Source organism: Marinisporobacter balticus, from assembly GCF_004345705.1.
Taxonomy (GTDB): domain Bacteria; phylum Bacillota; class Clostridia; order Peptostreptococcales; family Thermotaleaceae; genus Marinisporobacter; species Marinisporobacter balticus.
In genome coordinates this window covers 51,848-78,446 of record NZ_SLWV01000013.1, presented here as the reverse complement: position 1 = coordinate 78,446, position 26,599 = coordinate 51,848, and the positions used below count along the sequence as shown (strand labels likewise).

The 26,599-nt window shown below is 32.2% G+C and carries 26 protein-coding genes, 1 riboswitch and 1 other annotated feature; of the genes, 16 read left to right on the top strand and 10 right to left on the bottom strand.

What is annotated here, in order from left to right:
* Positions 1–47: 47 nt before the first annotated feature.
* On the bottom strand, positions 48–701 hold the full coding sequence (ribB, locus tag EV214_RS10660; protein WP_132245575.1) for a 3,4-dihydroxy-2-butanone-4-phosphate synthase: 654 nt from the start codon (positions 699–701) through the stop codon (positions 48–50).
* 118 nt (positions 702–819) lie between these two features.
* Positions 820–968: riboswitch (FMN riboswitch) on the bottom strand.
* Positions 969–1,308: 340 nt separating this feature from the next.
* Between ribB and EV214_RS19105 the strand changes: the two genes are divergently transcribed.
* The gene (locus EV214_RS19105) at positions 1,309–1,926 is read left to right on the top strand and encodes a transposase (protein WP_243116618.1); all 618 of its coding nucleotides are present in this window, start codon (positions 1,309–1,311) and stop codon (positions 1,924–1,926) included.
* Between the two features lie 150 nt (positions 1,927–2,076).
* Positions 2,077–2,235 (top strand): transposase, encoded by a 159-nt coding sequence (locus EV214_RS19680; protein WP_279233124.1) that lies wholly within the window; start codon positions 2,077–2,079, stop codon positions 2,233–2,235.
* A 205-nt stretch (positions 2,236–2,440) separates the two neighbouring features.
* Here EV214_RS19680 and EV214_RS10645 read toward each other — a convergent pair whose 3' ends face one another.
* Positions 2,441–4,150: an NAD(P)H-dependent oxidoreductase gene (locus tag EV214_RS10645; RefSeq protein WP_132245569.1), complete on the bottom strand. Its 1,710-nt coding sequence runs from the start codon at positions 4,148–4,150 to the stop codon at positions 2,441–2,443.
* Entirely contained in the window at positions 4,143–4,709 is a 567-nt protein-coding gene (locus EV214_RS10640; RefSeq protein ID WP_132245567.1) for a PadR family transcriptional regulator, read from the bottom strand. The genes EV214_RS10645 and EV214_RS10640 overlap by 8 nt, the downstream gene beginning before the upstream one ends.
* 539 nt (positions 4,710–5,248) lie before the next feature.
* Between EV214_RS10640 and EV214_RS10630 the strand changes: the two genes are divergently transcribed.
* The 3 genes from EV214_RS10630 (at position 5,249) to EV214_RS10620 (ending at position 7,041) form a co-directional block, all read left to right on the top strand.
* A complete protein-coding gene (locus EV214_RS10630; protein WP_132245563.1) occupies positions 5,249–5,614 on the top strand; it encodes an MmcQ/YjbR family DNA-binding protein in 366 nt (121 codons plus the stop codon).
* Between the two features lie 39 nt (positions 5,615–5,653).
* Positions 5,654–6,166 carry a GNAT family N-acetyltransferase gene (locus EV214_RS10625; RefSeq protein ID WP_132245561.1) on the top strand — a complete coding sequence of 171 codons (513 nt, stop codon included), beginning with the start codon at positions 5,654–5,656 and terminating at the stop codon, positions 6,164–6,166.
* Positions 6,167–6,255: 89 nt separating this feature from the next.
* Positions 6,256–7,041 carry a DUF1835 domain-containing protein gene (locus EV214_RS10620; RefSeq protein ID WP_132245559.1) on the top strand — a complete coding sequence of 262 codons (786 nt, stop codon included), beginning with the start codon at positions 6,256–6,258 and terminating at the stop codon, positions 7,039–7,041.
* Between the two features lie 190 nt (positions 7,042–7,231).
* On the opposite strand, the gene EV214_RS10615 is transcribed toward EV214_RS10620, so the two are convergent.
* The gene (locus EV214_RS10615; RefSeq protein WP_243116617.1) at positions 7,232–8,173 is read right to left on the bottom strand and encodes an EamA family transporter; all 942 of its coding nucleotides are present in this window, start codon (positions 8,171–8,173) and stop codon (positions 7,232–7,234) included.
* 366 nt (positions 8,174–8,539) lie between these two features.
* On the opposite strand from EV214_RS10615, the gene EV214_RS10610 reads away from it, so the two are divergent.
* Positions 8,540–8,743 carry a hypothetical protein gene (locus EV214_RS10610; RefSeq protein ID WP_132245557.1) on the top strand — a complete coding sequence of 68 codons (204 nt, stop codon included), beginning with the start codon at positions 8,540–8,542 and terminating at the stop codon, positions 8,741–8,743.
* A gap of 158 nt (positions 8,744–8,901) precedes the next feature.
* Here the strand turns inward: EV214_RS10610 and EV214_RS10605 are convergent, their stop codons facing one another.
* On the bottom strand, positions 8,902–9,465 hold the full coding sequence (locus tag EV214_RS10605; RefSeq protein WP_132245555.1) for an HDIG domain-containing metalloprotein: 564 nt from the start codon (positions 9,463–9,465) through the stop codon (positions 8,902–8,904).
* Between the two features lie 93 nt (positions 9,466–9,558).
* Positions 9,559–10,371, bottom strand: coding sequence for a glutamate racemase (murI, locus tag EV214_RS10600; RefSeq protein WP_243116616.1), 813 nt, complete (start codon positions 10,369–10,371; stop codon positions 9,559–9,561).
* A gap of 259 nt (positions 10,372–10,630) precedes the next feature.
* Here murI and EV214_RS10595 point away from each other — a divergent pair, with 259 nt between their 5' ends.
* Complete coding sequence (locus EV214_RS10595; protein WP_132245553.1) at positions 10,631–13,087, top strand: EAL domain-containing protein; 2,457 nt, start codon at positions 10,631–10,633, stop codon at positions 13,085–13,087.
* Positions 13,088–13,134: 47 nt separating this feature from the next.
* Here EV214_RS10595 and EV214_RS10590 read toward each other — a convergent pair whose 3' ends face one another.
* Positions 13,135–13,398 carry a hypothetical protein gene (locus EV214_RS10590; RefSeq protein ID WP_132245551.1) on the bottom strand — a complete coding sequence of 88 codons (264 nt, stop codon included), beginning with the start codon at positions 13,396–13,398 and terminating at the stop codon, positions 13,135–13,137.
* A 140-nt stretch (positions 13,399–13,538) separates the two neighbouring features.
* On the opposite strand from EV214_RS10590, the gene EV214_RS10585 reads away from it, so the two are divergent.
* From EV214_RS10585 to EV214_RS10575, 3 genes are all read left to right on the top strand, one after another.
* A complete protein-coding gene (locus EV214_RS10585) occupies positions 13,539–14,942 on the top strand; it encodes a sodium:solute symporter family protein (RefSeq protein WP_132245549.1) in 1,404 nt (467 codons plus the stop codon).
* A 214-nt stretch (positions 14,943–15,156) separates the two neighbouring features.
* A complete protein-coding gene (locus tag EV214_RS10580) occupies positions 15,157–16,329 on the top strand; it encodes a class I SAM-dependent methyltransferase (protein WP_207669674.1) in 1,173 nt (390 codons plus the stop codon).
* 83 nt (positions 16,330–16,412) lie between these two features.
* Entirely contained in the window at positions 16,413–16,913 is a 501-nt protein-coding gene (locus EV214_RS10575) for a GAF domain-containing protein (RefSeq protein ID WP_132245545.1), read from the top strand.
* A 91-nt stretch (positions 16,914–17,004) separates the two neighbouring features.
* Here the strand turns inward: EV214_RS10575 and tyrS are convergent, their stop codons facing one another.
* On the bottom strand, positions 17,005–18,231 hold the full coding sequence (tyrS, locus tag EV214_RS10570; RefSeq protein WP_132245543.1) for a tyrosine--tRNA ligase: 1,227 nt from the start codon (positions 18,229–18,231) through the stop codon (positions 17,005–17,007).
* A 49-nt stretch (positions 18,232–18,280) separates the two neighbouring features.
* Positions 18,281–18,499, bottom strand: a binding site (T-box leader).
* A 105-nt stretch (positions 18,500–18,604) separates the two neighbouring features.
* Positions 18,605–19,696 (bottom strand): GerAB/ArcD/ProY family transporter, encoded by a 1,092-nt coding sequence (locus tag EV214_RS10565; protein ID WP_165916333.1) that lies wholly within the window; start codon positions 19,694–19,696, stop codon positions 18,605–18,607.
* A gap of 269 nt (positions 19,697–19,965) precedes the next feature.
* Here EV214_RS10565 and EV214_RS10560 point away from each other — a divergent pair, with 269 nt between their 5' ends.
* Positions 19,966–20,436 carry a QueT transporter family protein gene (locus EV214_RS10560; RefSeq protein WP_132245539.1) on the top strand — a complete coding sequence of 157 codons (471 nt, stop codon included), beginning with the start codon at positions 19,966–19,968 and terminating at the stop codon, positions 20,434–20,436.
* Positions 20,437–20,492: 56 nt separating this feature from the next.
* Here EV214_RS10560 and EV214_RS10555 read toward each other — a convergent pair whose 3' ends face one another.
* Positions 20,493–21,563 carry a sodium:calcium antiporter gene (locus EV214_RS10555; protein ID WP_132245537.1) on the bottom strand — a complete coding sequence of 357 codons (1,071 nt, stop codon included), beginning with the start codon at positions 21,561–21,563 and terminating at the stop codon, positions 20,493–20,495.
* Positions 21,564–21,889: 326 nt separating this feature from the next.
* Here EV214_RS10555 and EV214_RS10550 point away from each other — a divergent pair, with 326 nt between their 5' ends.
* The 5 genes from EV214_RS10550 to EV214_RS10530 all read left to right on the top strand — a co-directional run bounded on the left by EV214_RS10550 (position 21,890) and on the right by EV214_RS10530 (position 26,512).
* Entirely contained in the window at positions 21,890–23,656 is a 1,767-nt protein-coding gene (locus EV214_RS10550) for a methyl-accepting chemotaxis protein (protein WP_132245535.1), read from the top strand.
* A 117-nt stretch (positions 23,657–23,773) separates the two neighbouring features.
* Entirely contained in the window at positions 23,774–24,352 is a 579-nt protein-coding gene (locus EV214_RS10545) for a TerD family protein (RefSeq protein ID WP_132245533.1), read from the top strand.
* Positions 24,353–24,504: 152 nt separating this feature from the next.
* On the top strand, positions 24,505–25,185 hold the full coding sequence (locus EV214_RS10540; protein ID WP_132245531.1) for a TIGR00266 family protein: 681 nt from the start codon (positions 24,505–24,507) through the stop codon (positions 25,183–25,185).
* 111 nt (positions 25,186–25,296) lie between these two features.
* Positions 25,297–25,908 carry a TerD family protein gene (locus EV214_RS10535; protein ID WP_132245528.1) on the top strand — a complete coding sequence of 204 codons (612 nt, stop codon included), beginning with the start codon at positions 25,297–25,299 and terminating at the stop codon, positions 25,906–25,908.
* Between the two features lie 22 nt (positions 25,909–25,930).
* Positions 25,931–26,512 carry a TerD family protein gene (locus EV214_RS10530; protein WP_132245526.1) on the top strand — a complete coding sequence of 194 codons (582 nt, stop codon included), beginning with the start codon at positions 25,931–25,933 and terminating at the stop codon, positions 26,510–26,512.
* Positions 26,513–26,599: the final 87 nt, after the last annotated feature.

Sequence of the window (26,599 nt, the reverse complement as noted above, 5' to 3'; positions counted from 1 at the left end):
CATATAACTATTTGTTTCTATATATTAATATAACTTTAGCTTTTACATTACAATGTGTTATCAAGTAATTGTGTTTTATATTGAACAATATCCTCAATGGTAAGCACAGTCATATTATGCTTATTAGCAAAAGTAATAATTTCAGGTAATCTAGCCATAGTTCCATCAGGATTGGTTAATTCGCAAAGGATTCCTGCTGGCTTATATCCTGCAAGAGACATTAAATCAACAGTTCCTTCAGTATGACCACGTCTAGTTAAAACACCATTTGCGCGTGCACAAAGAGGGAAAACGTGACCAGGACTACAAATATCTTCAGGTTTACATCCTTCTTTTACAGCAGTATGAATTGTAGTAACACGATCAGCAGCAGAAACTCCAGTTGTTACGCCTTCACGTGCTTCAATTGAGACAGTAAATGCTGTTTCATATTTGCATGTGTTATTCGTTACCATTTGAGGTAAGTCTAATTGATTTATCTTTTCCTGTGTGAGACAAAGACATACAATACCACTACACTCTCTAATTAACATTGCCATTTGAGATTCTGTGATAGTTTCTGCAGGGAAAATAAGATCACCCTCATTTTCGCGGTCTTCATCATCAACAAGAAGTACCCCTTTTCCTTTTTTTAAATCCGCTAATGCTTGCTCAATACGTTCAACAGGTTTACCAAATTGAGATAATAATGATTTTTTCATCATAAAACTCCTTTCAAAAATATAATTTTTATCAGGAATTATGATGAGAGATAGAAGTGCACCAAAAAATAGTTAGATAAAAGTAGATAAAATATCTACTATCTAAGTAAAAGATTCATTTCGCCTCTCCCATCCGGACTATTACCGTCGGCTTTGGATTCACACCAAATCAACTAACCTTGCTCAATAGAACAAGTGCTCGCGGGCTTATTTGCAAATAGCAAAATCACCGCCGGTGGGGACTTTCACCCCGCCCTGAGTACAATAATATACATATTGTACCATATAATCTATAAATTTTCAATTAAAGTTTATATCTCATATTTTTTCTTCTTAGTTACGTAAGTTTTGTACAAAAATAGTCTATTCTTTTGGATAATTATTCTTTGGTATTTTAAGCAAAAAATAACTAAAGGTAATACCATATCCCTTATCGAAGTAGTGTTTTTCTACAAACTCTAACGAAAGGTGGTATTACCTTACGAATAAGATAACATTTCATCAGAGTAAATGCAAGGAAGAAACTGCGTCAGCATGGTTGCTAGCTTTACTTAAGTTTGCTCAAGAAACTGAGTATTTTAAATCATTTGAGGAATTTTATATTCCGATGATTAAAAAAAGCTACTCGATTTACCCAAAATTAATGACAATTGTTTCTTCTATAGCTGTAGGCTGTGAATCTACAAATGATATCAATGAAAAACTTCATCCTGAGGCTCTAGCTGCAAACATTCTTGAGATGGAAAGGTTTCCTAACCAATCTCAAATTAATCGTTTTCTAAAACGAACTGAAGAAAAGAGTATAGTTCAATTACAGAAATTTCATCATGAAATTTTCATGAGACATAGCGATAGTCTTTCTTCTGATGAAGAAACGGTTGTAGATTTTGATCAAACAGGTCTCATTGCAAATGGAAAAACTTATGAATTTTCTAGCAAAGGTTATTTTACAAAGAAGAAAAACCAATTAGGATATCAAGTTTCTGCTGCCTTTGCAGGAAATCATTCTGAAACCATATCATTACATTTAGATCCTGGCAATACACATTGTCAAGATCGAATAGATGATTTACTTTATGCTACTATATCAAAGTTTAAAGAACAGCTTAACAATAGAAAACTCATCATTCGCACGGATAGTGGTTATGGTTCTATGCATAGCATTGAAAAATTAAAAAATATTAAAAATCTTCTATTTGTCACAAAAGGCTATTCTACTCGTTAATCTGCTAAACTTGCTAAAGATATCCCTTATGAGAATTACACTCAAGCAGCTGAAGGAGTATGGGTCTATGAGTTTCCTACAAAAGATGGATTAAGAATTATATTAGTACAGATTCTAACCAAGCATGGTTAATTAGTATATACTCATTTAATTACAAATATATCAATAGAAAAGATGTCCGCAGTAGAGTTATTTCATTTTTACAATCAGCGACAAACAATCGAAGCCTTTTTTAAAATGGCTAAGAATGTCTATGGCAGAAAAAATTTGAGGACAAGAAAATTCTATGGAATCTATACTTTTCTTTGAATTGTATTTATAGCACATAATTTTATTACCACTGCTAAAAATATTTTGTTTAAAGATTCAGCTCTTAAAAATGCAGGAATGAAGACAATTATAGAGAAAGTTGGAAATATCAAAGCTATCGTTAATCGAAGTATACAAGGAATTAAAGTAATAATTCCAACCTTTAGTAAACTTTCAAAGTAGTTGGTGGTCATGGGCGTTATCCCTAATTTTTGCCTGAAGCTAACTTTGCTACATATTTATCTGGAAATTTAGCAGTAAACAAACCTGCAATTATTAAAATTCCATATGCCAATACATTTTTTAAAATAGCCATATCTTCTGGAACTACTATTCTTGCAGTAGTTTGAAATAAATATACAAGAACCCAAAATACTGTTAATATTTCATTTACCTTTCTAAACAAATCACTTTCAGTAATGCTTTTAGAATATCCATGTTTAGAATAATATGTAGTAATTGGAGTGCTTATAAGACTAGAACACCATATTGCTCCTATTCCTATTGATCCAATAGTATTAGCATATTCAATATAGCTTAATTTATCAAACAACTGCCAAAATGACATGGCTGCAAAAAATAATATATTTCCAATATCAAATGATGTTATTTCAATATAGGATTTTCTGTAAGTAAATATTAATAAACTTATCATTAAAGGAATATATGATGAAATATCTGGACTAGTATCACTTGTAAACCAAAAAATATACCATGGCACAAAAGAAATTATACTAAGCCAAGCTATTGGAGGTATACAACTTAAAAATCCTTTGTCAATCTGATTTTTATCTTCACTTTTTTCTTCATCTAATGAAAATATCTCTGACATTTTCATCATAATACTAAAATCTCCTTGAACAGTATAAAGACCATCCATAAGAGCCTTAGGCCCCTGCAATTTTCCTTCTGCGATATCAATCCAAACTTGAGAAGGAGTTTTTATTATAGTACTTGGATTTTGAGATTTCCCTTCATGGAAATCACATTTTCGATTTTCTATTTTAAAATAATAACATTCTCCTAAATCTGTAAATTGAATTTGCAGTATGCTTTTTATATCTTTAGAAGCATTCGGATTAAAAGTAGATGCCATTCCCTTAATATAATGCGACATTTTATTTTCATTATTTTTTTGTTTCACATTTTTTTCATAACTATTAATATTCTCTTTTATATATTTTTCATGAACGTCATCTATAGAAGGTGCTTCTTCTCCTGGGGCATTCCAAGACATATTTGCCATGTCTACGAATGTTTTTACATCAACAAAATCTTTTTTAAGCTCATCATGTGTGCTTTTACTTATATATCCTTGTGATATAAATTCAAATCCACATTTTTCTACAGAATCTATATAATCCTTACAGATATCTTTTAATTCATTTATTCGAAGAAGTTCTCCTTCGGTACAAACAATAGCTTCGTCTAATTTTCCTGCTATTATATTAAAATGTTCTATCATATTATCAAAATGATGTCTCTCCGGAAATCCGCAGGTTGAAATTAATATATGCTTATGATTTTTTTCTTTGTATCTTGGAGGATGTGTATAACCGTTTTCTTTTTTTACCATATATGGTTTATTTAAAGGAAGCAGCCTATCTATAATTTTTTTTAAAATAGATGTCATTCCGTAATAATATAAAGGTGTTGCATATATTATTATATCTGCTTCTATATAATCTTTTAAAATATTGCTCATATCGTCTTCAAATATACATTTCCCAGGAGTTTTGCTCCAACAATTGAAACAACCTCTGCAGTCATTTATATTTAGTTTTTCTAAAAATAGAGATTTGATTTCTATATTTTTTTCACCACTTGATATACCTCTTAAAAAAGAATCTACTAATATTTGAGTGTTTCCATTTTTTCCTCGTGGACTTCCATTTAAAACTAATATCTTAATCATTTTTCTTATTCTCCTTTAATTTTTCAAGATATTGTATTGTTTCTTCAGCCCAAAGAATATTTGCTTTTGCTTCATAATAGCCTCTTCTTAAACATATTTTCCAATAGTGAATATCCTCTCCACCAACCATATTTGAATATTCTTTCATTCTATTTTCAATACTACTAAGGTTTTCATAATATTTTTTATACTCTCTAAGCCTTTTTTGCATTTCAAAGTATAAATCATCAATGCCTAAATGCGATGAAAAAAACACTCTTATTAAAAATTCATCTCTAGTGTCATTATTTATTTGATCAGGCACATCATTAATCCATTCTTTAAATTTAGATAATCCCAAATCTGTAATACTATAAATTCTTCTATCCGGTCCTTTGTAGCTAGATGCTATTTCTGAAATTACACATCCTTTTTGCTCTAAGTTTTTTAATTCCCTATATATTTGACTTGTATGGGCTGCCCAAAAAAAAATTATGGACTCGTCAAATACTTTTTTCAAGTCATATCCAGCCATGGGTGAATAATTTAATAATCCTAATAAGGCAAATGATAAAGACATAATTTCAACTCCTCACACTATTATACTTGTATAATAGCACAAGTATAATAGTTGGTCAATTAATTTTAGCTATTTTAGAAGTACCTCAACAAGAAATAAAAGCAAGAGGAATATTTGGAGAATATGAATTTTATAAAATATTAGAAGAATACTTTAACAATAAAGTAACACATTCTTTAAATTCTACTAATATACTGAACAGTCAAAACTTTTCTTTGATTAAGAAGCTTTCAACTCCTCATGAAACAAAGGATTTACCCATAATTTTAGCAGTATGAAAGCTATCAGCTATCATTTCAACAATATGAGATTTGTGCACTTCATCAGAATCATTCCACTGACGAATAGATTTAACGCCATCGTGAAGTCTTAAAGATAAAGGTACACAAAATAGCTTACCTATATTCCCTACGGCTGTTTATTGAAGTATAATATATAAATGGATATAAATTATTTACACTGTAGAGTCATAAGAATATAGAAACTTTATTTTAGCGCATTGAATGGCGTCGAAATAATAAAAATTTAGGGGGATTTTTATGAAATATGAATGGATTGATGAATACTGCCTTTGTAAAAAAGGAACAGTAAAAGACTTTAAGGTAGAATGGGATGCAATAAGATACCTTATAGGAGGAAAAATGTTTGCTATGCAAGGAGGAGATAAAGAGAAAAAAGCCATCATTACATTAAAATGTGATCCGCTATTTGGACAATCTTTGAGAGAACAATATCAGCATATAGTTGCGGGATATTACATGAATAAAGAGCACTGGAATTCGGTGTATTTAGATGGGGATGTGCCTGATGATGTTTTAAAACAAATGATCGATATGTCCTATGAATTGATATTGGGAAAATTAAGTAAAAAAGTCATAAAAGACATTATGGAAGAGAATAGTTAGGATTGAATTAAGATGATTTATGATAAATGGAGGGATTTTATGGAATATAGCATTGATGAAATGAAGAAAGAGGATTGGATACAAGTAGGTTCAATATATAAGGAAGGAATTGAAACAGGCAATGCTACATTTCAAACTGAAATACCTACTTGGGAAGACTGGGATAAAGGGCATATTTCAAAATGTAGATTGGTTGCAAGGCAAGAGAATAAGATACTTGGATGGATAGCATTAAGTCCAGTGAGTAGTCGTTGTGTGTATAGTGGCGTAGCGGAAGTAAGCATATACATCAAAGAACAATATAGAGGGAATAGAATAGGAGAAAATTTATTATCTAAATTAATAGAATGCTCAGAAACAAATGGATTCTGGACATTGCAATCAGGCATATTTGTTGAGAATCATGCAAGTTTAGCATTACATAAAAAATGTGGTTTTAGAGTGATAGGTATAAGAGAAAAATTTGGAAAATCTAACAGAGGTGGTTGGAGAGATATTGTTTTCTTAGAGCGTAGAAGTAAAGTTGTGGGCATAGATCAAAGGAGCAATTAAAGAATCATTTCTAAATGACAGATAATACAATGCAATCACGCAAGGGTTGCTAACTTGATTTAAAATACAAAAGGATTGTAGGCGATATTATGAAAATCCATCATATAGTTGCGGGATTATCTGCTGAAGGACTTCTTAAATATTCTATAAAAAAAGATAATTCAGAATGGTATGGTCAAGTTATTGGTATACCAGATGATTTTTCAGTAGGCCCCATTTGTTATCTAGGTAGAGAAGTTTATGATCAAAGAAAAAGGTGGTTAATGGATACGCTTAAGATAACGGGAGCATTAGATGATTGGGAAGAATTGCAAGAGTTGTATAGCGCTATGATTGAAAAATTAAATCAGATTAATAACAAAGATAAAATAGTTGTTTGGTGTGGTCCTAATAGTATAGAAGTTATATTATTTTATCAATTATGTTATAAATTTAGAGAAAATAGTATATTTAAAGTAAGTTTGTGTGAATTAGAAGAACATAAGAATATACATATATCATTAACAGGACAATGTGAACCAGAGCATATTTTAAATTTAACCAGCCAAATAAGACCAATCACTGATGAAGAAAAAATTTATTGTGTGAAAGAGTTAAAAAGATTAATAAATGAGAACAAAATGGTCAGAATTCTAGAAGATGATAGGGTGGCATCTAAAGAAGAAGAATTTTACGATGAATTGATTTTAGAAAATGCCAAAAAGTCATATTTGAAAGCACCTAGGGTGATTGGTGGGACTATGGGGAAATCAAAATACCCAGTAGGAGACACTTTCATTGATTATAGGTTGAGAAAACTTATAGATCAAGGTAAATTGATTCTTAGAGGAAATAAGGAGTCTGCTATGAGATTCATTGAAGTGAAATTGCCTTAAAGATAACTTGATACTGATATAGATGCAGCTATATCATATCTCAACAAATGGTTTTATTGGGCTACGCATAGTAGATTATAGTCTATGATAGATGCCACATATTTCATTAAAAATCACTGGAATGGAATTGTTAGATATATATCAACTAGAATTACAAATGACATGCTAGAAGGTATTAATAGTATAAGGATCACTCACCTTTAGCTTTAAGTATGAGTTGTATTGGTACATGCCCAAAATTGGATATCATAATTCCAAGGATCACCACTAGACCACCTATCCACTGATTGACTGAAAGTTGTTCTCCAAGGACAATTTGTGCTGTAAAAAGTCCAGTGACAGGAACAAGTAAAGAAAGTGGTGCTACCCTGCCTGCAGAGTGTTTTGCAAGCAATCCGCCCCATGTGCCATATCCAAACAACGTGGCAAAGAAAGCAAGATAAAAAACAGCGAAAATAGACAGGCCATTCATATTACTTATTGCGTGCAATAATGTTTGAGGCGTGTCAAACATCAAAGCAAGAATCATAAGAGGAATCGGAGGCACAAGACTTGACCAGACAATGAGACTAAGCATATCCAGTTTTTCGCCCCTAGAAGCTGTGCGATTTGCAGCCTGTTTTACGACTATATTGGAAAAACTCCAAAAAGCAGCAGCTAAAAGTGTCAATAAAAATGCTCCAAAAGGAATCGAAAACAATCCACTGCTTCCTGTATTTCCGCCTATGAGATAAAGCCCTAGTAAAGCCACCACAAGGCCTATCACTTGTTTTCTCTTTAGTCCTTCTTTTAAAAATATGGATGCAAATAAAATTGTAAAAAGCGCTTGAGACTGAAGGACAACAGAGGCAATACCTGCTGGCATCCCTATACTCATAGCATAAAATAAGCAAGCAAATTGGCCAACACCTACTGCAAATCCATAGGCAACGCAATATTGCCACTCCAGTGCAGGACGTTTTATAAAAAGAACAGCTGGAAATGCAGTGAATACGTAACGTAAAACAGCTAATAGCATGGACGGTACGCCAGCAAGTCCTAATTTAATTATAGTGAAATTAGCTCCCCAAACCGTGACTACAAGCAAGGCAAGTACAAAATCTTTTTTACTCATTTTTTCGTTGATAGTCATTGATATCTCCTTTCTGTGGTCAAGTGGTTAAAAACATATTACTTTTATTCTACATTTATTAATAATTTCCTTTTATTCCTAAATAAAATATTTATATTGCATATCCGTTCCTACAAAATCACATATTTATATATATAGTGGTTCTATCTACCGAAAGGATCTTTGTTGCCTTTGATAGATATCTGTTTTTATATAATGCGCTCAATGTGATCATTAGTTTATGCAGGATTGATGCTGGAAAATAAGAAAATATTTCTTGGAGAAAAAAATAATGGAAGAGTTGGTGGCATATTTAGCTTGTAGGGAAGGAAATTCCATTATAATCCATTAGAGGAAAAATTCGTTTAAAAGTAGAAGATGTAGAAATTGGATATCATAAGATTTAAAGAAGAATGCACAGCACTACAAGAAATTACAGCGAATAATATTGATCGTGCTGAAAAAACAATCGAACTTTATAAAAGAATGTTGTTAGAGGAACATTGTTATGAGTGGAGTATGAAACGTGGACAGCATTATGAAATAGAAAAACATAGAAAAATACAATTATTATTTAAAAAAAATAGATAATATCTAAAAGGGGCTGTTGGACTAGATTTTTCTATTTTCCGATAGCCCCACTTACTTTTTAGAGAAGCTAGGTTACCAAAGAGGATAAATAGAGCTAAGCGTGAGATCTAATTGATGTAGATCACTGCTTAACCCTGTACGTAAGAGCGTGTTATTGATTAATCTAATAAACTATACCCTTCTTTTTGTAGTTTTGCTTCATGTGCAATGAGACCATTCACAATAGTATCTACATGATCAGAAAATTCAACCCCTAGCGCTTCTGCTGATGCGGTTAGTTCCTCGCGATTTACCGCTTTGGCAAATGCTTTATCTTTCATTTTCTTTTTTACAGATTTTGACGTTAATCCTTCAAGTTTTGTAGGGCGCATTAATGCAATTGCAATAATGAAACTTGCCATTTCATCTACAGCATGTAAGCATTGACGTTCTTTTGAGTCTCTTGGAATTTTAGATGTTGAACCGTGAGAAAGAATACTTGCAATAAATGTTTCATCAAAATTTGCAGCTTCGAGAATTTCAGGTGAACGATTTGGATGTTCTTCAGGGTATTTTTCAAAGTCAATATCATGAAGTAATCCTAATAACCCCCAATAATTCTCATCTTCCCCAAATTTCATTGCATAAGCTACCATTGCAGCTTCAACAGCAAGTGAGTGTCTAAATACACGATCTGTCTTAACATGTTCCTTTAATAATGTTAATGCTTCTTTACGTTCCATATGTACCTCCTAATGATCGTATGATATCCTATACAAAAAGAGCAAAACCTAAAAGACGAGGAATCCTCTTTCTTGTTAAGGGGGATTTGATTATCATGCTTTTGATAATTTCAAAGAAAAAGCCATGCTTTTATCTTGTGTGTCTTGCAGAAGGAGCTTATAAGAAAGATCTATTTTTCTTTTGTCATTAGAGGAATTAATGATTTCAATATGCCCATTTTCACTTTCATCTTTTAATAGTCCTTTTTGTGACAGGATATCTTTAAGATGGAGTGCTGTTCCAAAGCCACCATCAATCAATGTAATATTGTCTCCTAATACTTTTTTTATGGCAGTGTTTAAAAAAGGATAATGGGTACATCCTAATACAATTGAAGAAATTTCATGTCTGTCCATATGTTCAAAAACCTCTTTTATGGCTTCTTCTGCTTCCTTGCCTTCTGTCAATCCACTTTCTACAATAGATACAAGTTTAGGTCCAGGAATTTTTACAATCTCTGCCTGAGATGTATATTGATCCATCAAGTTTTTAAACTTTTCTTCCTTTAAAGTAACCTCTGTAGCAAGTACAACGATTTTTCCATCTGTATATTGTTCAATAGCTGGTTTTAGAGCCGGTTCAATGCCTATAATAGGAATCGTATATCTATTGCGAAATGTATCTATAACTGTGCTTGTAGCTGTATTACAAGCGATTACGATTGCTTTGACGCCTCTTTTTATAAGATAATCACCAATTTCAATACAGATGTCTGTTAAGGCTTCCTTTGTTTTTTTGCCATAAGGGATATGTTTTGAATCGCCATAATATATGTAATCTTCTTGTGGCATCAATTTTTTCATTTCTCTTAATACGCTTAGTCCACCCATACCTGAATCAAATACGCCTATAGGTAAAGCTTTCACCTTATTAACCTCCTAAAGTATATGATAAAATATTATACCATAACTATATTTTTCTATACAGGGATAAGAAAAAACAATTTACTGAAAAAACATTTATATATTATTTCCATAATGGATATATTAAATACAAATCAAAGTTTATATATTGGTTAACAAATGCGTTTGCAAGGGATTTATAGCCAGAACAATATTTTGTATAACTTATCCAATTATGATAAAATAAATCATTAATAAATAATTTGTATTGAGGAGTTTCATAATGAAGAAAAAATTTATTCTGTATTTGATTTTTGCAATGGTATGTTCAAATATGCTATTAACGATTGTCATCGGAAATTATGTAGGAAACAAAATAGATCAAATTGTAGATGTACAGAAAAAAGATATTATTTTTCAATCAAAAGAAAAAATATTTACTTTTGATAAAATTCTTCTTGAAGTAGATCGAGAATTGAAAGAAAAGATGGAAAAAGATATACTAAAAGTGAGTAAAAAAATAGAAGAACCCTTTAAAAAAAAGGATGATTTTACTAATGATGTATTAAAAAAAATAGCAGAAGAATTTCCTATGTATCAGATCTATATCATTAATGAAGAGGGTACAATTGTTTATACTACCTTTCCACAAGATCAAAATTTGAATATTTTTCAAACTGGAGAAACATTTGAAAAAAAATTGAAATCGCTATATGGGAAGGAAGAAATCAAAAATCAAAGTATTACAGCTTCTAGCAAAACGGGTATTTTAAATAAATACATTTATTATAGTCCTAAAGAAAGCAATTATATTATTGAAATTTCTGTAAATATCAATGAATATATAAAAAATAGTTATCCAAAAGGATATGATGAATTTGTCTTTTCAAGACTGTTTCAGTCCATTGCTAAAGAAAATAAATACTTAGTAGGCATTGATATATATGGTTATAATAAAATAGATAATTGGTCTTTGTTACATAGTGGCAAAAAGTTTGGAAAAAATAAAGTTTTTATGAATAAGCTTAAAAAAGAAGAAGAAATATGTATACAAAAAGGGAAGTTACAACATTGTTACCATTCCTTTTCTTTGGATGAATCTTATTATGATTTTACAAGAAATTTTTATGTGGAATTGATTTATGATTTTTCTACCTTAGAGAAAAACAGAAAGGATATTTTCTTGTTTTCGTTAGGGGTATCATTTTTTATTATATTCATTACATTTTTTATTGCATCAACGTTTTTTAATACCACTATATTAAGTAAAATTGCTACCATTAATTATGGTTTGAAAATGATAGAAAAAGGAAACTATGATTATAATATTGAAATAGATGCAAATGACGAATTAGGGGATATTACAAATAATGTTAATAAAATGAAAGAAATCATCAAAAAGAGAGAAGAAGAATTGATGCAACAGCAAAATCAAATTCATTACTTGGCTTATTATGATAAATTGACAGGGCTACCCAATAGGACTTTGTTTGAAGAGAAATTAGCGCGTGCATTAGAAGAAGCAGAACAACAAAAGCAGAAGGTAGCATTACTATATTTTGATTTGGATAATTTTAAAAATGTAAATGATACCATTGGGCATATGTTTGGAGACTTACTTCTTAAAAATGTTGGACGATTACTTGAAAAATATTTAGGGGAAGATGCTACTGCTACGCGCATGGGTGGAGATGAATTTGTAGCCATACTGCCAAAAGCAAATGATGTACAAGATATCATAGACACTGTTAAGCATGTTATAAAAGCATTTCAAAACCCATGGATCATAGATGATCGTGAATTTTATGTTACGACAAGTATAGGAATTACTCTATATCCAGATGATGGGATCAATACAAATATTCTTTTAAAAAATGCAGATACAGCTATGTACGTTGCTAAGAGCTGTGGTAAAAATATGTATCATTTTTATACATCGGATATGAATGAAAAACTATTGGAAAAATTGGAAATGGAAAATAGCTTAAGACATGCAGTGGATCGGGAGGAATTTGTTGTTTATTATCAGCCAAAGATCAATACAAATGACAAAAGTATTGCAGGGGTAGAGGCATTAGTACGATGGAACCATCCTACTAATGGAATGATCCCTCCAAATATGTTTATTCCATTAGCAGAAGAAATGAGACTTATTGTTCCTATGGGACAGTGGGTGCTAAGGAACGCATGCAAGCAGAACCAAATATGGAAATCATTAGGATGTACGGATATGAGTGTAGCTGTCAATATTTCTGTAATTCAAATACAACAGTCAGATTTTGTACAAAGCATTATAGATATTTTAGAAGAGACAGGGATGCAACCGTCTTCTCTTGAATTAGAAATTACAGAGAATATCATCATGAAAGATTTTGAATTTACTAATAAAATATTACATGATTTAAGAAAATTAGGAATTCGTATATCATTAGATGATTTTGGGAAAGGATATTCTTCTCTTAATTATTTAAGACAATTAGAAATTGATATTTTAAAAATTGATAAATCTTTTATAGATGATCTTACAAAAGATCATAATGAGCAAGCTATTGTAAAGTCTGTTATTGATATGGCCCATAGTATGAAGATGACTGTAATTGCAGAAGGTGTTGAAACATGGGAACAATTCACATCTCTCAAAAGTCTACATTGCGATAAAGTACAAGGATACTTGTTTAGTCGTCCATTACCTGTAAACGAAATTGAGCACATGATAGAAGAACAGGAAAAAGTATGTTAAAAAAACAGATAGGCATCTTTGGGATGTTCTATCTGTTTTTTACTTACTTATACCCCTTTATTTTCATAAAATCGTTTAAATATTTTATGTTTATCTTTAATCTTAGGTTCCTGTACTTCTCCGATTTCACAATTTACTTGAAAATCCATTGAAGGGGATTTGTTTACCATAAGAATTTGACTTGGATATACGCTTTTGTGTCCGCTTATAATTTGTCCCCAAGCATTACCTGCTGTTGCACAAATATAGAATACCGGTGTTAAAATACTGCCACTTCGTCCAGAGCCTATCGTGATAGATGTTGGAAACATTCAATCTTAATAAAGTAGTATATTTCAATTAAAAGAAAGGATTCTATAAAAAACATATAAAATTATGAGATGTTATATATACAGGATAAGGAAAAATGGTAGAATGATAATGAAAAGTCATAAAGAAAAGAGAGGATATTATGATTACTGAAATTCATTATGTGAGCACTTTTATAACCCTTTTCCTTGTATCTTATTTAGGCTATTATACAGCAAAAAATGTGAAAAGCTCAAAAGATTTTGCTGTAGGAGGAAGAAACTTAAATGGTATTTCCGTAGCTGGAAGTATTATGGCTACAATTGTTGGAGGCGGTTCAACAATAGGGGCTGCACAATTAGCTTTTCAAACAGGTGTCAATGCGATGTGGTTTACACTAGGTTCGAGTATCGCGTGTGTATTTTTAGGGATGTTTGTAGCAGGTCCATTAAGAAGAGCAGAAGTAGATACTGTATCTCAATTTTTAGCTTTAACTTATGGAGAATATGCAGCGATTGCAGCCAGTAGCATTACTTCTTTTGCAATATTTATTCACATTACAGGACAAGTACTTTCATCTGTAGCAATCATGACATCTATGTTTCAGGTGACAGAAGCCGTGGCAGTAATCATAACGGTTGGACTTATCATATCATATATATTTTTTGGTGGATTTATGGGTACGAGCAAGGTGGGTATTGTAAAAGCATTCTTGTTATATTTCACATTAATGATTAGCGGGATCATTTGTTATAAGCATTTTAACGGGGTAAGTGGACTATTATCTAGTTTCCCAAAAAATCCATGGTTGAATTTGTTTAGTGATGGGGTAGGGACTGCCATTGCCCAAGGATTTTCTGTAGTAGTGGGTATTGTATCTACACAGACGTACTTATTGGCAGTGTTTGCAGGTGAAAATGAAAAGGAATCAAAAAAAGGGGTGTACATTTCTGCACTTTTGATTCCGCCAATAGGTTTAGTCTCTACGCTGATTGGTTTATATATGCGTGCATCTCACCCAAATATTATACCGAAAGAAGCCCTTCCTTCTTTTATTCTTACCTATTTAGATCCTTGGGTTGGAGGGATCGCTATAGCAACAATGATTATATCTGTTATTGGTACGGGAGCAGGCTTAACATTAGGAATTAGTACGATGATCAATCGTGATATATATGTAAAATGTATGCATCCAGAAGCAGATGATAAAAAACAGTTGTTTGTTTTAAGAACATGTGTATGTGTCATATCTATTCTTACAATAATAATGGTATTTACAAATATGAATTCACTCATATTAAAGTGGGGATTTTTATCGATGGCTTTAAGGGGAACAACCATATTCATCCCACTATTAGGAGCACTTTATTTTAAAGGAAAAGTAAAGAAGAAAGCAGGGGTTGTAGCAATCGTTGTGGCACCTATTCTTTCCGTATTGTGGGGAATATTTGGGATAAGGGGGATAAATGCTTTATACATTGGACTAATAAGTAGCGTGATCTTATTAATCGGTGGATCTATGTTTTTAAAAGAAGAAGAAAAAGTAAAAGTAAAAGAGATATATTGATTAATAAGAAAGATATAAGCCTAGTAAAGTCTTTTTAGGAGTATATATATTTTGTGGCTTTATTTGATATAATAATACTTAAGTATCCTCAAGAACGAAGCGCACAAAATATGGTCGCAGGTAAACGTATTGAAAATAACTGATACAGGATAATGCGCAAATTTAGATGGAATAAAAAATAAATTGATGAATAAATGAGAGGAAGATTTTTAATATGGAGAATATACGGAAAAGAATAGAGCAGATCATAAAAGATCAATCTCTTATATACTGCGTTTTAAGCAATGCAAGAAAAAAAGATATTGAAAATTATAACAAAGTTACCATACGTCCTATATTAGTAAAAGGTGAATATATTTATCAATTTACTTACAACTACCCCAAAAAAGTCACCCATGAGAATATAAAAGAAGATGCGATGATCAATAAAACGGTTACCTTATTTGAAGAGCAATTTAAACAAGGGCAGATCTATACAAAAGATGCAGATGTTCAAATATTGATTAGTAAAAAATTAAAAGTTAAAATATTAGAGAAACCACCGACAAAGAAAAGCATAAATTTAGAACATAATCGAAAGAAAAATCATATGATTCCTGAAAATGAGGTAAATCCTTTCTTAATAAGACTTGGTGTGATGAATGAAGATGGAAAAGTATTGGCGCAAAAGTATGATAAATTTCGCCAAATTAATCGATTCTTAGAAATGGTTGCAGATGTAGTGCCACATTTAGAGAAAAAAACGGAGAAAATAAATATTATCGATTTTGGTTGTGGAAAATCTTATTTAACCTTTGCACTATATCATTATTTTGTGGATATCTTAAAGCTTCATGTGAATATCATAGGGTTGGATTTAAAAAAAGATGTAGTGAATCACTGCAATGAGATTTCTAAAGATTTAGGCTATGAGGATCTAAAATTTATGATCGGAGACATTGAACATTTTACAGGTGCAGACAAAGTAGATATGGTTGTAACGCTTCATGCTTGCGATATGGCAACAGATGCAGCTTTTGTAAAAGCCATAGAATGGGATGCAGATATTATCCTTTCTGTGCCATGCTGTCAGCATGAATTATTTGATCAAATTCATAATTCTTTGATGAACCCTATGGAGAAGCATGGTATTATTAAAGAAAGAATGTCTGCGCTCATTACAGATAGTATAAGAGCAAATATATTAGAGATTATGGGCTATACAACACAAATATTAGAGTTTATTGATTTAGAGCATACCCCTAAAAATTTGTTGATACGTGCTATAAAGACTAATAAGAAAAATCAAGAAGTAGTAGAAGAATACAGAAAATTCAAAGAATTTTGGGGAGTTAACCCCTATTTTGAAAACGCGTTAGGGGAAAAGTTAAAGAAAAGATTATTATAAATTACACGATAAGAGCCACTAAAAATGATTTTATACAGATGGAATAAGAATTTTAAACGAGTATAGTCACAGGAGGCGTATATATGAATGAAATAAAAAAAGTAAAAACAGATGATAAAGGAAAATTTTATAACTACATGAATATGAAGCTGATTGGATTAATTTGTGAAGAATCAGATGGATTGGCAAATCTGTCAAATGCTTCAGCTCTTTTAAATTTACTCCTAGATGAGATAAATTGGGCAGGATTTTATCTATATAAAAATAGAGAATTAATATTAGGGCCATTTCAAGGAAAACCTGCATGTACGCATCTTCAGATCGGAAAAGGCGTGTGTGGAACTGCTGCAAAGGAATTAAAAATTCAAGTTGTAAAGGATGTTCACGAATTTCCAGGACATGTTGCATGTGACAGTGCTTCGGAGTCAGAGATCGTGCTTCCTATTGTGTATGAAGGAAAACTTATAGGTGTACTAGATATTGATAGCCCTATAAAGGGACGATTTGATGAAATGGATGCAAAAGGGCTTCAAAGATTTGTGGATACATTGAATAAATACATGGATTGGTCCACAGTTATTTAAAAAAAAGAAAGGTTATCCACACAAAAAGAAACGAGTAGAGGTAGTCATACTTGTTTCTTTTTGCTATGGAAAAAATAAATTTTAAAATGAATTATACTAATTTTACTTGATGATATATTTTTTTGCCTTTTTTAATCATCAATGTACCTTCTTTAAAATCTGCTTCTTGAATCTTGTGTTTCAAATCTGTAATTTTTTCACCATCTATAGATAATCCACCTTGTTGAATCAAACGTCTACCTTCACTACGAGATGGGATTAAATTTGTTTTTGTAAGTAAATCCATGATGTCCATGCCTTCTATAAACTCAGTTCTTGAAATTTCAGTAGACGGTACATTTTCACTTGCAGGACCTTTTCCAAAAAGTGCTTTTGCGGCTTCTTGAGATTTCTGTGCTTCTTCTTGTCCATGTACCAATTTGGTTACTTCGTAAGCAAGGATTTCTTTTGCTTGATTAATTTCTGCATCTTTTAGTGCACCGAATCTTCTTACTTCATCCATTGGAAGGAACGTAAGCAGAGATAGACATCTTTCAACGTCAGCATCAGCGACGTTTCTCCAGTATTGGTAGAATTCATAAGGAGATGTTTTTTCAGGATCAAGCCAAAGGGCACCAGACTCTGTTTTTCCCATCTTTTTCCCTTCACTTGTTGTGAGGAGTGTAAAGGTCATACCATAAGCTGATTCACCATCGACTCTTCTGATTAGATCAGCACCATTAATAATATTAGACCATTGATCATCCCCGCCAAGCTGTAGCTTACAATTATATTTTCTATGAAGTTCTAAGAAATCATAGGATTGCATAATCATATAGTTAAATTCAAGAAAAGATAAACCTTGTTCCATACGACTTTTGAAGCATTCGGCTGTAAGCATTCGATTTACAGAGAAATGTCTTCCGATTTCTCTTAAGAAAGGAATATACTCTAAATTCATCAACCAATCCGCGTTATTGGCCATAATCGCTTTACCATCAGAAAAGTCTAGAAATCTAGAAAGTTGTTTTTTGAAACATTTGCAATTAGATGCTATCGTTTCAGGGGTCATCATCTTTCTCATATCTGTTTTTCCAGTTGGGTCTCCTACCATTCCTGTACCACCTCCAACTAATACAATTGGACGATGACCTGCACGCTGCATGTGCATCATGGTGATGACTTGAAGAAAATGACCTACATGTAAGCTGTCAGCAGTTGGGTCAAAGCCAATATAAAAGGATACAGATTCTTTTCCAAGAAGTTCCCTGATTTCATCTTCGTGTGTTGTTTGTTGGATAAATCCACGCTCCTTTAGCACATCAAAAACATTTGTCATGTTAAAAACCTCCCTATTTTTATCAAAAAATAAAAGACCCTCTCATCAATATAAGGACGAGAAAGCCCGTGGTACCACCTTAATTTGCATAAGGGATGATTCAATCCATTATGCCTCAATCCACAATAACGTGTGGGAACCGTCAAAGTTTTTACCTTTGAAACTCCAGAGTGTAATTCATCTTTCCATGTACTATAGACTTTGCACCACCCAGTCTACTCTCTTTTTTGTAACCATGGAGATTACTCATCTCTTTCATCGCTTTAATATATAACTATTTCACCCTATATTAACATAAGTATGATAGAAATGACAAGGGTGTGAAAAAATATTATTTAAAAAACTTAAAATCTATTATATGGATAAGGGTCTTTCAAACTTTAATGCAATTATATTTCTTCTTTATTTCAGCAACAATAAGTATAATAATAGGTAAAATTACTTGAAATGGAAAAATATAATAGGAAAATATGTCAGCATCAAATTCATAATATTGCATTGAACTATCAAATGATAAGTAAGATAAATTAATTACCAATAGAGAAATAGGAATTACTATCAATCGATAATCAGTACATTCAAATATTTTAGAAATTCCTTTGCAAGTGGATAACAAATATATGCTTATTTTAACAAAGCCGCCTAAGATGAATATAATCGCCGATAGTGCTTCTACTCTTTGCAAAATGTTCCCAATATCTATTCTTGAAACAGCAGTATATGTTGCAAAGTACAGACTTGATGCATCATTTATGCCTATTACTAAAATATCCGTTAAAGAAGTTACAAAGATTACTATTCCTCCTATAAATAACCCTAGCATGTAAACTATATAAGGAGATCTTTTTGTTTTAAATGTGGAGAAAGCTACAGTAAATGGTAATATTTGAGTGAAAGGAAAACAGAATACGCCAAAAGCTCCTCTGAAAACTGGTTTTATTCCATTATTCAATACAGGTAGAATATTATTGATGTGCATCTTTGAAATTAATAACGATACGACAATTAATAAGCTAACAATAGGTATTATAATGAAAAAACTTCCCCATCTACCTAAAATCTCAATTCCTTGTTTTATTGCATAAGCACATAGGATAATGATACATAGCATTGGTATAACTAGAGGTGTATTATGAAAAGAAACTATGTTTATAAATTCTCCATAATTTCTTAAAACATTAGCTGTTAAATCAAGAAAAAAACAAGTATATAATATTATCATTCCTTTTCCAATAAATTTTCCAAAACAGATTTCAATAATCTCAAATAAATCTTTGTTAGGATAAATAAATTGAAGTCTAGCGTATATCAATAGTATAAACATTGCCAGCAACATGGCCATAATAATAGCTAGCCATACATCTTTTTTAGCATCTAGTCCAGATACAGCGATTGAAGAGGAACCTATTATAAATAAAACTATAAGAGATATCCCTTGTTTATCAGAAATAGCTTCTTTATTCACTCGTTTTTCCTCCAAGGTCGGTTTTTAATTAGTATTTCACTTATTTACTTGAATATTCTAATATCCAAAAATATTATTTTTTGAGATCGATTAGGCATCTTTCTGCTAATCTTTTGCTAATCTAAATTGACAATACATGATAAAACATGATAATATACATTTTGTAATTTGTGTATTTTCAAGCTATTTGAGTGTGATTGAAAATGCATGGAAATGAGTTGTCAGTTCGCAATATCCTGACACTAAACAAAACTACGGAGGGTTGAAAAATGAAAAAAACAAATTTTTTAGTGCAGGCAGGAATGATTGGCGCCGTTTATGTGGTGCTTACGATTTTGTTTGCGCCCTATAGCTATGGGCCAATTCAGGTAAGAGTATCTGAAAGTTTAACCGTGTTACCTATGTTTATGCCAGCGGCTATTCCGGGGTTATTTGTAGGATGCATTATAGCAAATATTGTTGGTGGGAATGGGCTGGTTGACATTGTTTTTGGGAGTATGGCTACCTTGTTGGCAGCTTATCTAACATATAAGATGCCGAAGAAATGGTTAGCACCACTTCCACCTGTTGTAGTGAATGGGATTGTTGTAGGATTTATTCTAAATTATCTTTATGGTGCCCCTCTTATTATTACGATGGGCTGGGTAACATTAGGACAATTGATTGCCTGTTATGGAATAGGGTATCCTTTGATTTTAACATTAGAAAAGTATAGAGATAAAATATTTCCTAGATCGTAAAGTACATTAGTACAATTTAAAAAATGAGATGAAGAAAATCTTCATCTCATTTTTGATTATGCTAATAAATTAAGTGGAATAAAACCAACGGCTACACCGATTACATAAAGAATAAATAATCCGTAAACAATGGCCATGATCGGGGCATCTTTTTTTCCTATACCATCTTTTTTAAGGAGAAGTGTTGCTGTTGTGAGCATAGACAACAATAAAAAGGCAAAGATGATAATATTTTCACCAAAATTTACTGGAATTTCTTTTCCTGCAATCAACATTGGAAACCCAAGACAAATACAAATATCAAATATATTTGATCCTACAGCATTGGATACTGCACCATCTGCATCGCCCAGTTTTGCAGATTTTATAGATAATAGTGTATCTGGGATAGAAGTACAAGCAGCTAATATAACGACAGAAACAATAAGTTTTGATATACCAAAAGTATCTGAAATAACGATAGCTGATTTTACGATGGCATCGCAACTAATCCATAAAAGTCCCATGGTTATTATAATAACCCCAAAGATTTTTGAATAAGGCATATCAACAAAATCTTCATCTTCACCTTCTTCATCAAGCTCATGCTTTAGATCTGCTGTATCTGCAATTTGCTCTCCAAGGGTACGTGATTGTTGATATTTCTTTGTTTGAAGATATAATGTTACGATATATCCTACATAAATACAGATTAAAATAACCCCTGAAACAGGTGTAAACTTTCCGAAATAAGCGGTAATGATTAAAGTTAAAATACTAATGGTATAAAACACCATATCCCGATAAACCCCAGATGGATCTGCCTTTAATTTATCTGTTCCATGATAAGCAAATATTGCAAGCATTGGAATCAGTAAGATGTTGAATATTCCTGAACCAGCGATAGTAGGAACGCCTACATCTGCAAACTCTTTGTAAACCACTACAGCAACCATAGCTGTTGAAAATTCTGGAAAAGATGATGCGATGGCATCAAAGGTTGCACCCCTTACAGAATTTGGTATATTTAATTTTAATCCTAATACATGTAAAACGTCTCCTAATTTATCGGATGCTACATTAATCACCCACGCCATAGCAAATAGCATCACAATGGCAATCCATATATTGCTAATCCAATCAAACATTGAATCTTCCTCCTTTTTATTATTTCTAATTTTTAAATTTTATTGTTTTTACCATGATATCCATTTTATCAGTTTGTGGAAAATTTCTCAACAAAAGATTCAAGAGATTGGAATCCATAAAATACATAATAAAAATTGATTAAATACGGATGATTTCAAATAACAGAAAAATAAGACTATATATCCAATTATAGGTTAAATATTAAATTTAAAGAAGGAATTTACAAAATCGTGGAGAATAGTATGTAAACGCATAATTAGTAAAATATAGAAATGTGTTTTGAATGACATGCTTTTAGGCAGAAGAGTAAGAGAGGTGTACAAAGGTGAAAAAAGAGAAAATACTTAAACAAAAAAAAATAAAACAAAATACAAAAAAGAAGACGCTAGGATGGAACAACGTAAGAATAGGGTATAAATATGGGGTCGTTCTATTTATAGTACTCATATTTTTTATTGTTTCAGCTAGTGTGACGATCTACTCCATATTGGAAATGAAAAAGAATGTGAAAAATGTAGAGGATACGGATCATCGTGTGATCATGATTACGAAGATGGGTTCTTTATTCCGAGAAAAAGATGTACGTATTGGCGAGTTTATCTTTTTTAAGAAAGATTCCTATTTAAATGATTATGAAGCAGTTAGAAGTGAGTTCCAAATTTTATTAGATGAGATAAAACCGATTATTGATACAGACCGTACAGGGGATCTCAAATTTTATTATGATCATATTGTAAGTAACAATGAAAAAGTACATAGCCTGCTTACAGAAAAAATCGTTTTATCCGTAAAAACGAACAATCAAAAAAATTTGGTGGCTGAAAAAATAACAACCTCTGCTATTCGAAGTAGAACAGTATCTTTACTAGAAAAAATGAAAGAGATTGTAGAAAAAGAACGAAAAGTAGCAATAAAAAGTGTAGATGAAAACATGAAAAAGGCAATATGGATGCTGATCATTACGGTAGGAATTTGTGCATTTTTTAGTGTCGTTATTATGATCATTATTAGTAGAAACATTAGAAAATGCTTGAATACTATTATTGTAGTCGCTGATAATGCCGCGCAGGGAGATCTTACTTTGGAGCGCATTCATTATGAAGGAAAAGATGAAATTGGGCAATTAGCAGCTGCTATTAACAAAATGGTGGATCACTTAAGGGCAATGATTACAGAAATGGGAGGGGTATCCCAAGAAGCTGATAGACAAAGTAATGCTTTTATGAATATTGCAAAAGAAGTAAGAAATGGAAGTGGACAAATTGCGGCTACTATGCAGGAAATGTCTGTGGGCGCAGAAGAACAAGCAAATTCATCTACAGAGATTGCACATGCTATTAACGAATTAGGGAAGTTAATAGAAGAAACAACAAGAACAGGCGAAGAACTAAAAACTAGTTCAGAAGAAGTCCGAGCTGTAGCAGATGTAGGAAATCAGCAAATTTTAGCATCTGTAGATCAGATGAATCATATCAATCATGTGGTAAAAGGGTCTGTTGAAAAAGTACAGAAGTTAAATCATAAAGCCCAAAATATATCACAACTGGTTGAAGTGATCAATCAAATCGCAGAGCAAACAAATCTTTTAGCATTAAATGCAGCCATTGAAGCAGCAAGAGCAGGTGAAGCAGGAAGAGGGTTTGCTGTTGTATCAGATGAAATCCGAAAACTTGCTGAGCAAGTTGGCAATTCAGCTACCGAAATAAGAGGCATTGTAGAAGATATCCAAAAAGAATCAAATAGCATGACACAATCTTTAGAGGAGGGATATAAACAAGTAGAAAGTGGAACAAAACAAATCCAAGATACTGAAGAATGTTTTAATAATATCAATGAACAAATGCCAAAAATGGTAGAAAAGATTCAGCAGGTATCTGAAAATCTAGAAAGAGTTTCTAAGCATAATGAAGAAATTAGTTCTTCTGTAGAACAGGTCGCAGCCATTGCAGAGGAAAATTCTGCATCTATTGAGGAAACATCTGCGCTTACACAACAAGAAAATAGTTCTATGGAGCTTATGAGAGAAGAAACAGATAAAATGGTTTCTGTTATGGATAAATTAAAACATTTAATAGAACAATTTAATCTATAGAGGTATATTTTTAGAGACTTTGAAAAATACTTCAAAAATAGGAGGATTTTAGGGATCAGAGAAGAAATATAAGTAATGGGAAACATATTAAGAACACAGAAAATAGGAGGTCTTATTATGGCAATCAGTTTACAAAAAGGACAAAAGGTAGATTTAACAAAAACCAATCCTGGTCTTACAAAGGTATTAGTAGGTTTAGGGTGGGATACAAACAAATATGATGGTGGCGCAGATTTTGATTTAGATGCTGCTGTTTTTATGCTAGGGGAGAATGGAAAAGTTACAAGTGAGAAAGACTTTATATTTTATAACAATTTAAAGGATGCAGCGCAGTCCGTAATTCACCTTGGAGATAATTTGACAGGTGAAGGGGATGGAGATGACGAGCAAGTAAAGATTGATCTTAGTAAAGTGCCTGCAAATGTAGCAAAAATTGCTTTTACCGTAACAATTCATCAAGCAACGGAGAGAAGTCAAAATTTTGGACAAGTATCAAATGCATTCATTCGAATTGTGAATGAAGGAAGTAATGAAGAATTGATTCGATATGATCTTGGAGAAGATTTTAGTATCGAAACAGCTGTTGTGATAGGTGAACTTTATCGTAATAACAGTGAGTGGAAATTTAATGCAATCGGGAGTGGGTTCCAAGGAGGACTTTCTGCTCTTTGTGGAAATTTCGGAATCAATATGTAATAAAATAAAAAAAGGGAGAGCCTAGGCTCTGCCTTTTTTATAACATACAATAAGCATATGATCAAAACCAAATGTTTATGGCATAATTAAATTTTAATAAAATATGTAGTAGTTATCTCGAATAATATAAATAGAATATAGGAGTGAGAAAATTGAATTATAAAATACTGTATAAAGAAGCCTTTCCAATGGTTCAAATAGAACTACAAAAAGGCGAGATGGTGAAAGCAGAATCAGGGGCTATGGTGTCTATGTCTAGTACAATGGATGTGGAAGGACGCGCTGAAGGCGGATTTATGAAAGGGCTTGGAAGAATGCTTGCAGGAGAAAAATTCTTCTTTCAAATGCTAAAGGCAAATCGTGGACCTGGAGAAGTGTTATTAGCACCCTCTGCATTAGGTGGAATTGAAGATATAGAACTAGATGGCTCTTACGGTTTGTACGTGCAAAAGGATGGTTTTTTAGCAGCGACGCAAAATATTGAAGTAGCTACACAAATGCAGAACTTAGCAAAAGGAATATTTTCAGGAGAAGGATTTTTTATTGTTAAAATAAGTGGAAAGGGTACGGTATTTATCAATTCTCTAGGTGCAATCCATGCAGTAAATATTCCTGCTGGTGAAGAGATGATTATTGATAATAGCCACTTAGTAGCTTGGCCTGAATATATGCAGTATAGTATTGAAAAAGCATCAAAGGGATGGATTTCAAGTTTTACTTCTGGAGAAGGATTGGTATGTAGATTCAAAGGACCTGGAACGGTACTGATTCAAAGCAGAAATCCTGGTGGGTTTGGTTCATGGATGCGTCAGTTTATTCCTTCTTCAAAATAGAAGAAAAATTTGGAAGGATTTTTAAGAAAAAGTTAGAATTAATATTATATATAAATAATGCTGTATATAATCTGTTCATAACAGAATTTTGCGACTAAAGGAGGAGAAAGTATGGGAATTAATTTACAAAAAGGTCAAAGGATTGATTTGACGAAAAAAAATCCTGGGTTATCTCAAATTATGGTTGGGTTAGGATGGGATCCCGTTCAAAAGAAACCTGGGGGCGGTTTCTTATCAGGTATTTTTGGGGGAGGAAGCAATAATGCAGATGTTGATTGTGATGCGTCTGTACTTATGCTAGATAGCAATAATAAATTGACTAGAAAACAAGATTTGATCTATTTTGGAAATCTAAGAAGTATGTGTGGCAGTGTTGTGCACACAGGAGATAATCTTACAGGTGAGGGAGACGGGGATGATGAGCAAATCATCATAAACCTTGGACTTGTTCCTGCAAATATTCATAAGCTCGTATTTGTTGTAAATATTTATGATTGTATAAGACGAAAACAAGATTTTGGATTGATTGAAAATGCATATATCCGTGTAACAAATGGAACAAGCAACCAAGAAGTCATAAGGTATAATTTGACAGATGGGTATGCAGGAAAAATGACTTTGATTGTAGGAGAAATTTATCGCCATGATACAGAGTGGAAATTTGCTGCGATTGGTGAAGGAACACATGATGCTTCATTAAGTGAAATTGTGAAGAAATATTAAGGAATAAAGGGAGGCAGAGCGTATGTCTATTAATTTAAGTAAAGGACAAAGAATCGATTTAACAAAGTCAAACCCGGCACTTAAAAAAGTGATTATAGGACTTGGGTGGGATACAAATAAGTATTCAGGAGGACATGATTTTGACTTAGATGCTTCTGCGTTTTTAACTGGAGAAAATGGAAAAGTTTCAAATGATCATGATTTTGTTTTTTATAACAATCTAGAAGGTGGAAATAGCTCTGTTATTCATACGGGAGATAATAGAACCGGTGAAGGGGATGGAGACGATGAGGAAATAAAAATAGAATTTGATAAAATTCCTACGCATGTACACAAAATTGGTATTACTGTTACTATTCATGATGCACTACAAAGACAACAAAATTTTGGGCAAGTTTCTAATGCATATGTTCGTGTGGTAAATGAAGAAACAAACGAAGAAGTACTACGTTATGATTTAGGGGAAGAATTCTCTGTTGAAACAGCGCTTGTTGTTTGTGAGATTTATCGTCATGATCGTGAATGGAAGTTTAATGCGATTGGTAGTGGATTCCAAGGAGGACTAGCTGCACTTTGTAAAAACTATGGATTACAAGTAGACTAAGAAATGAATGATTTGGTTCATTTTAAATACGAAATAATTTATTTTAACAATGTAGAAATCCAAAGGGTCTGATTAGTATCGACTTTG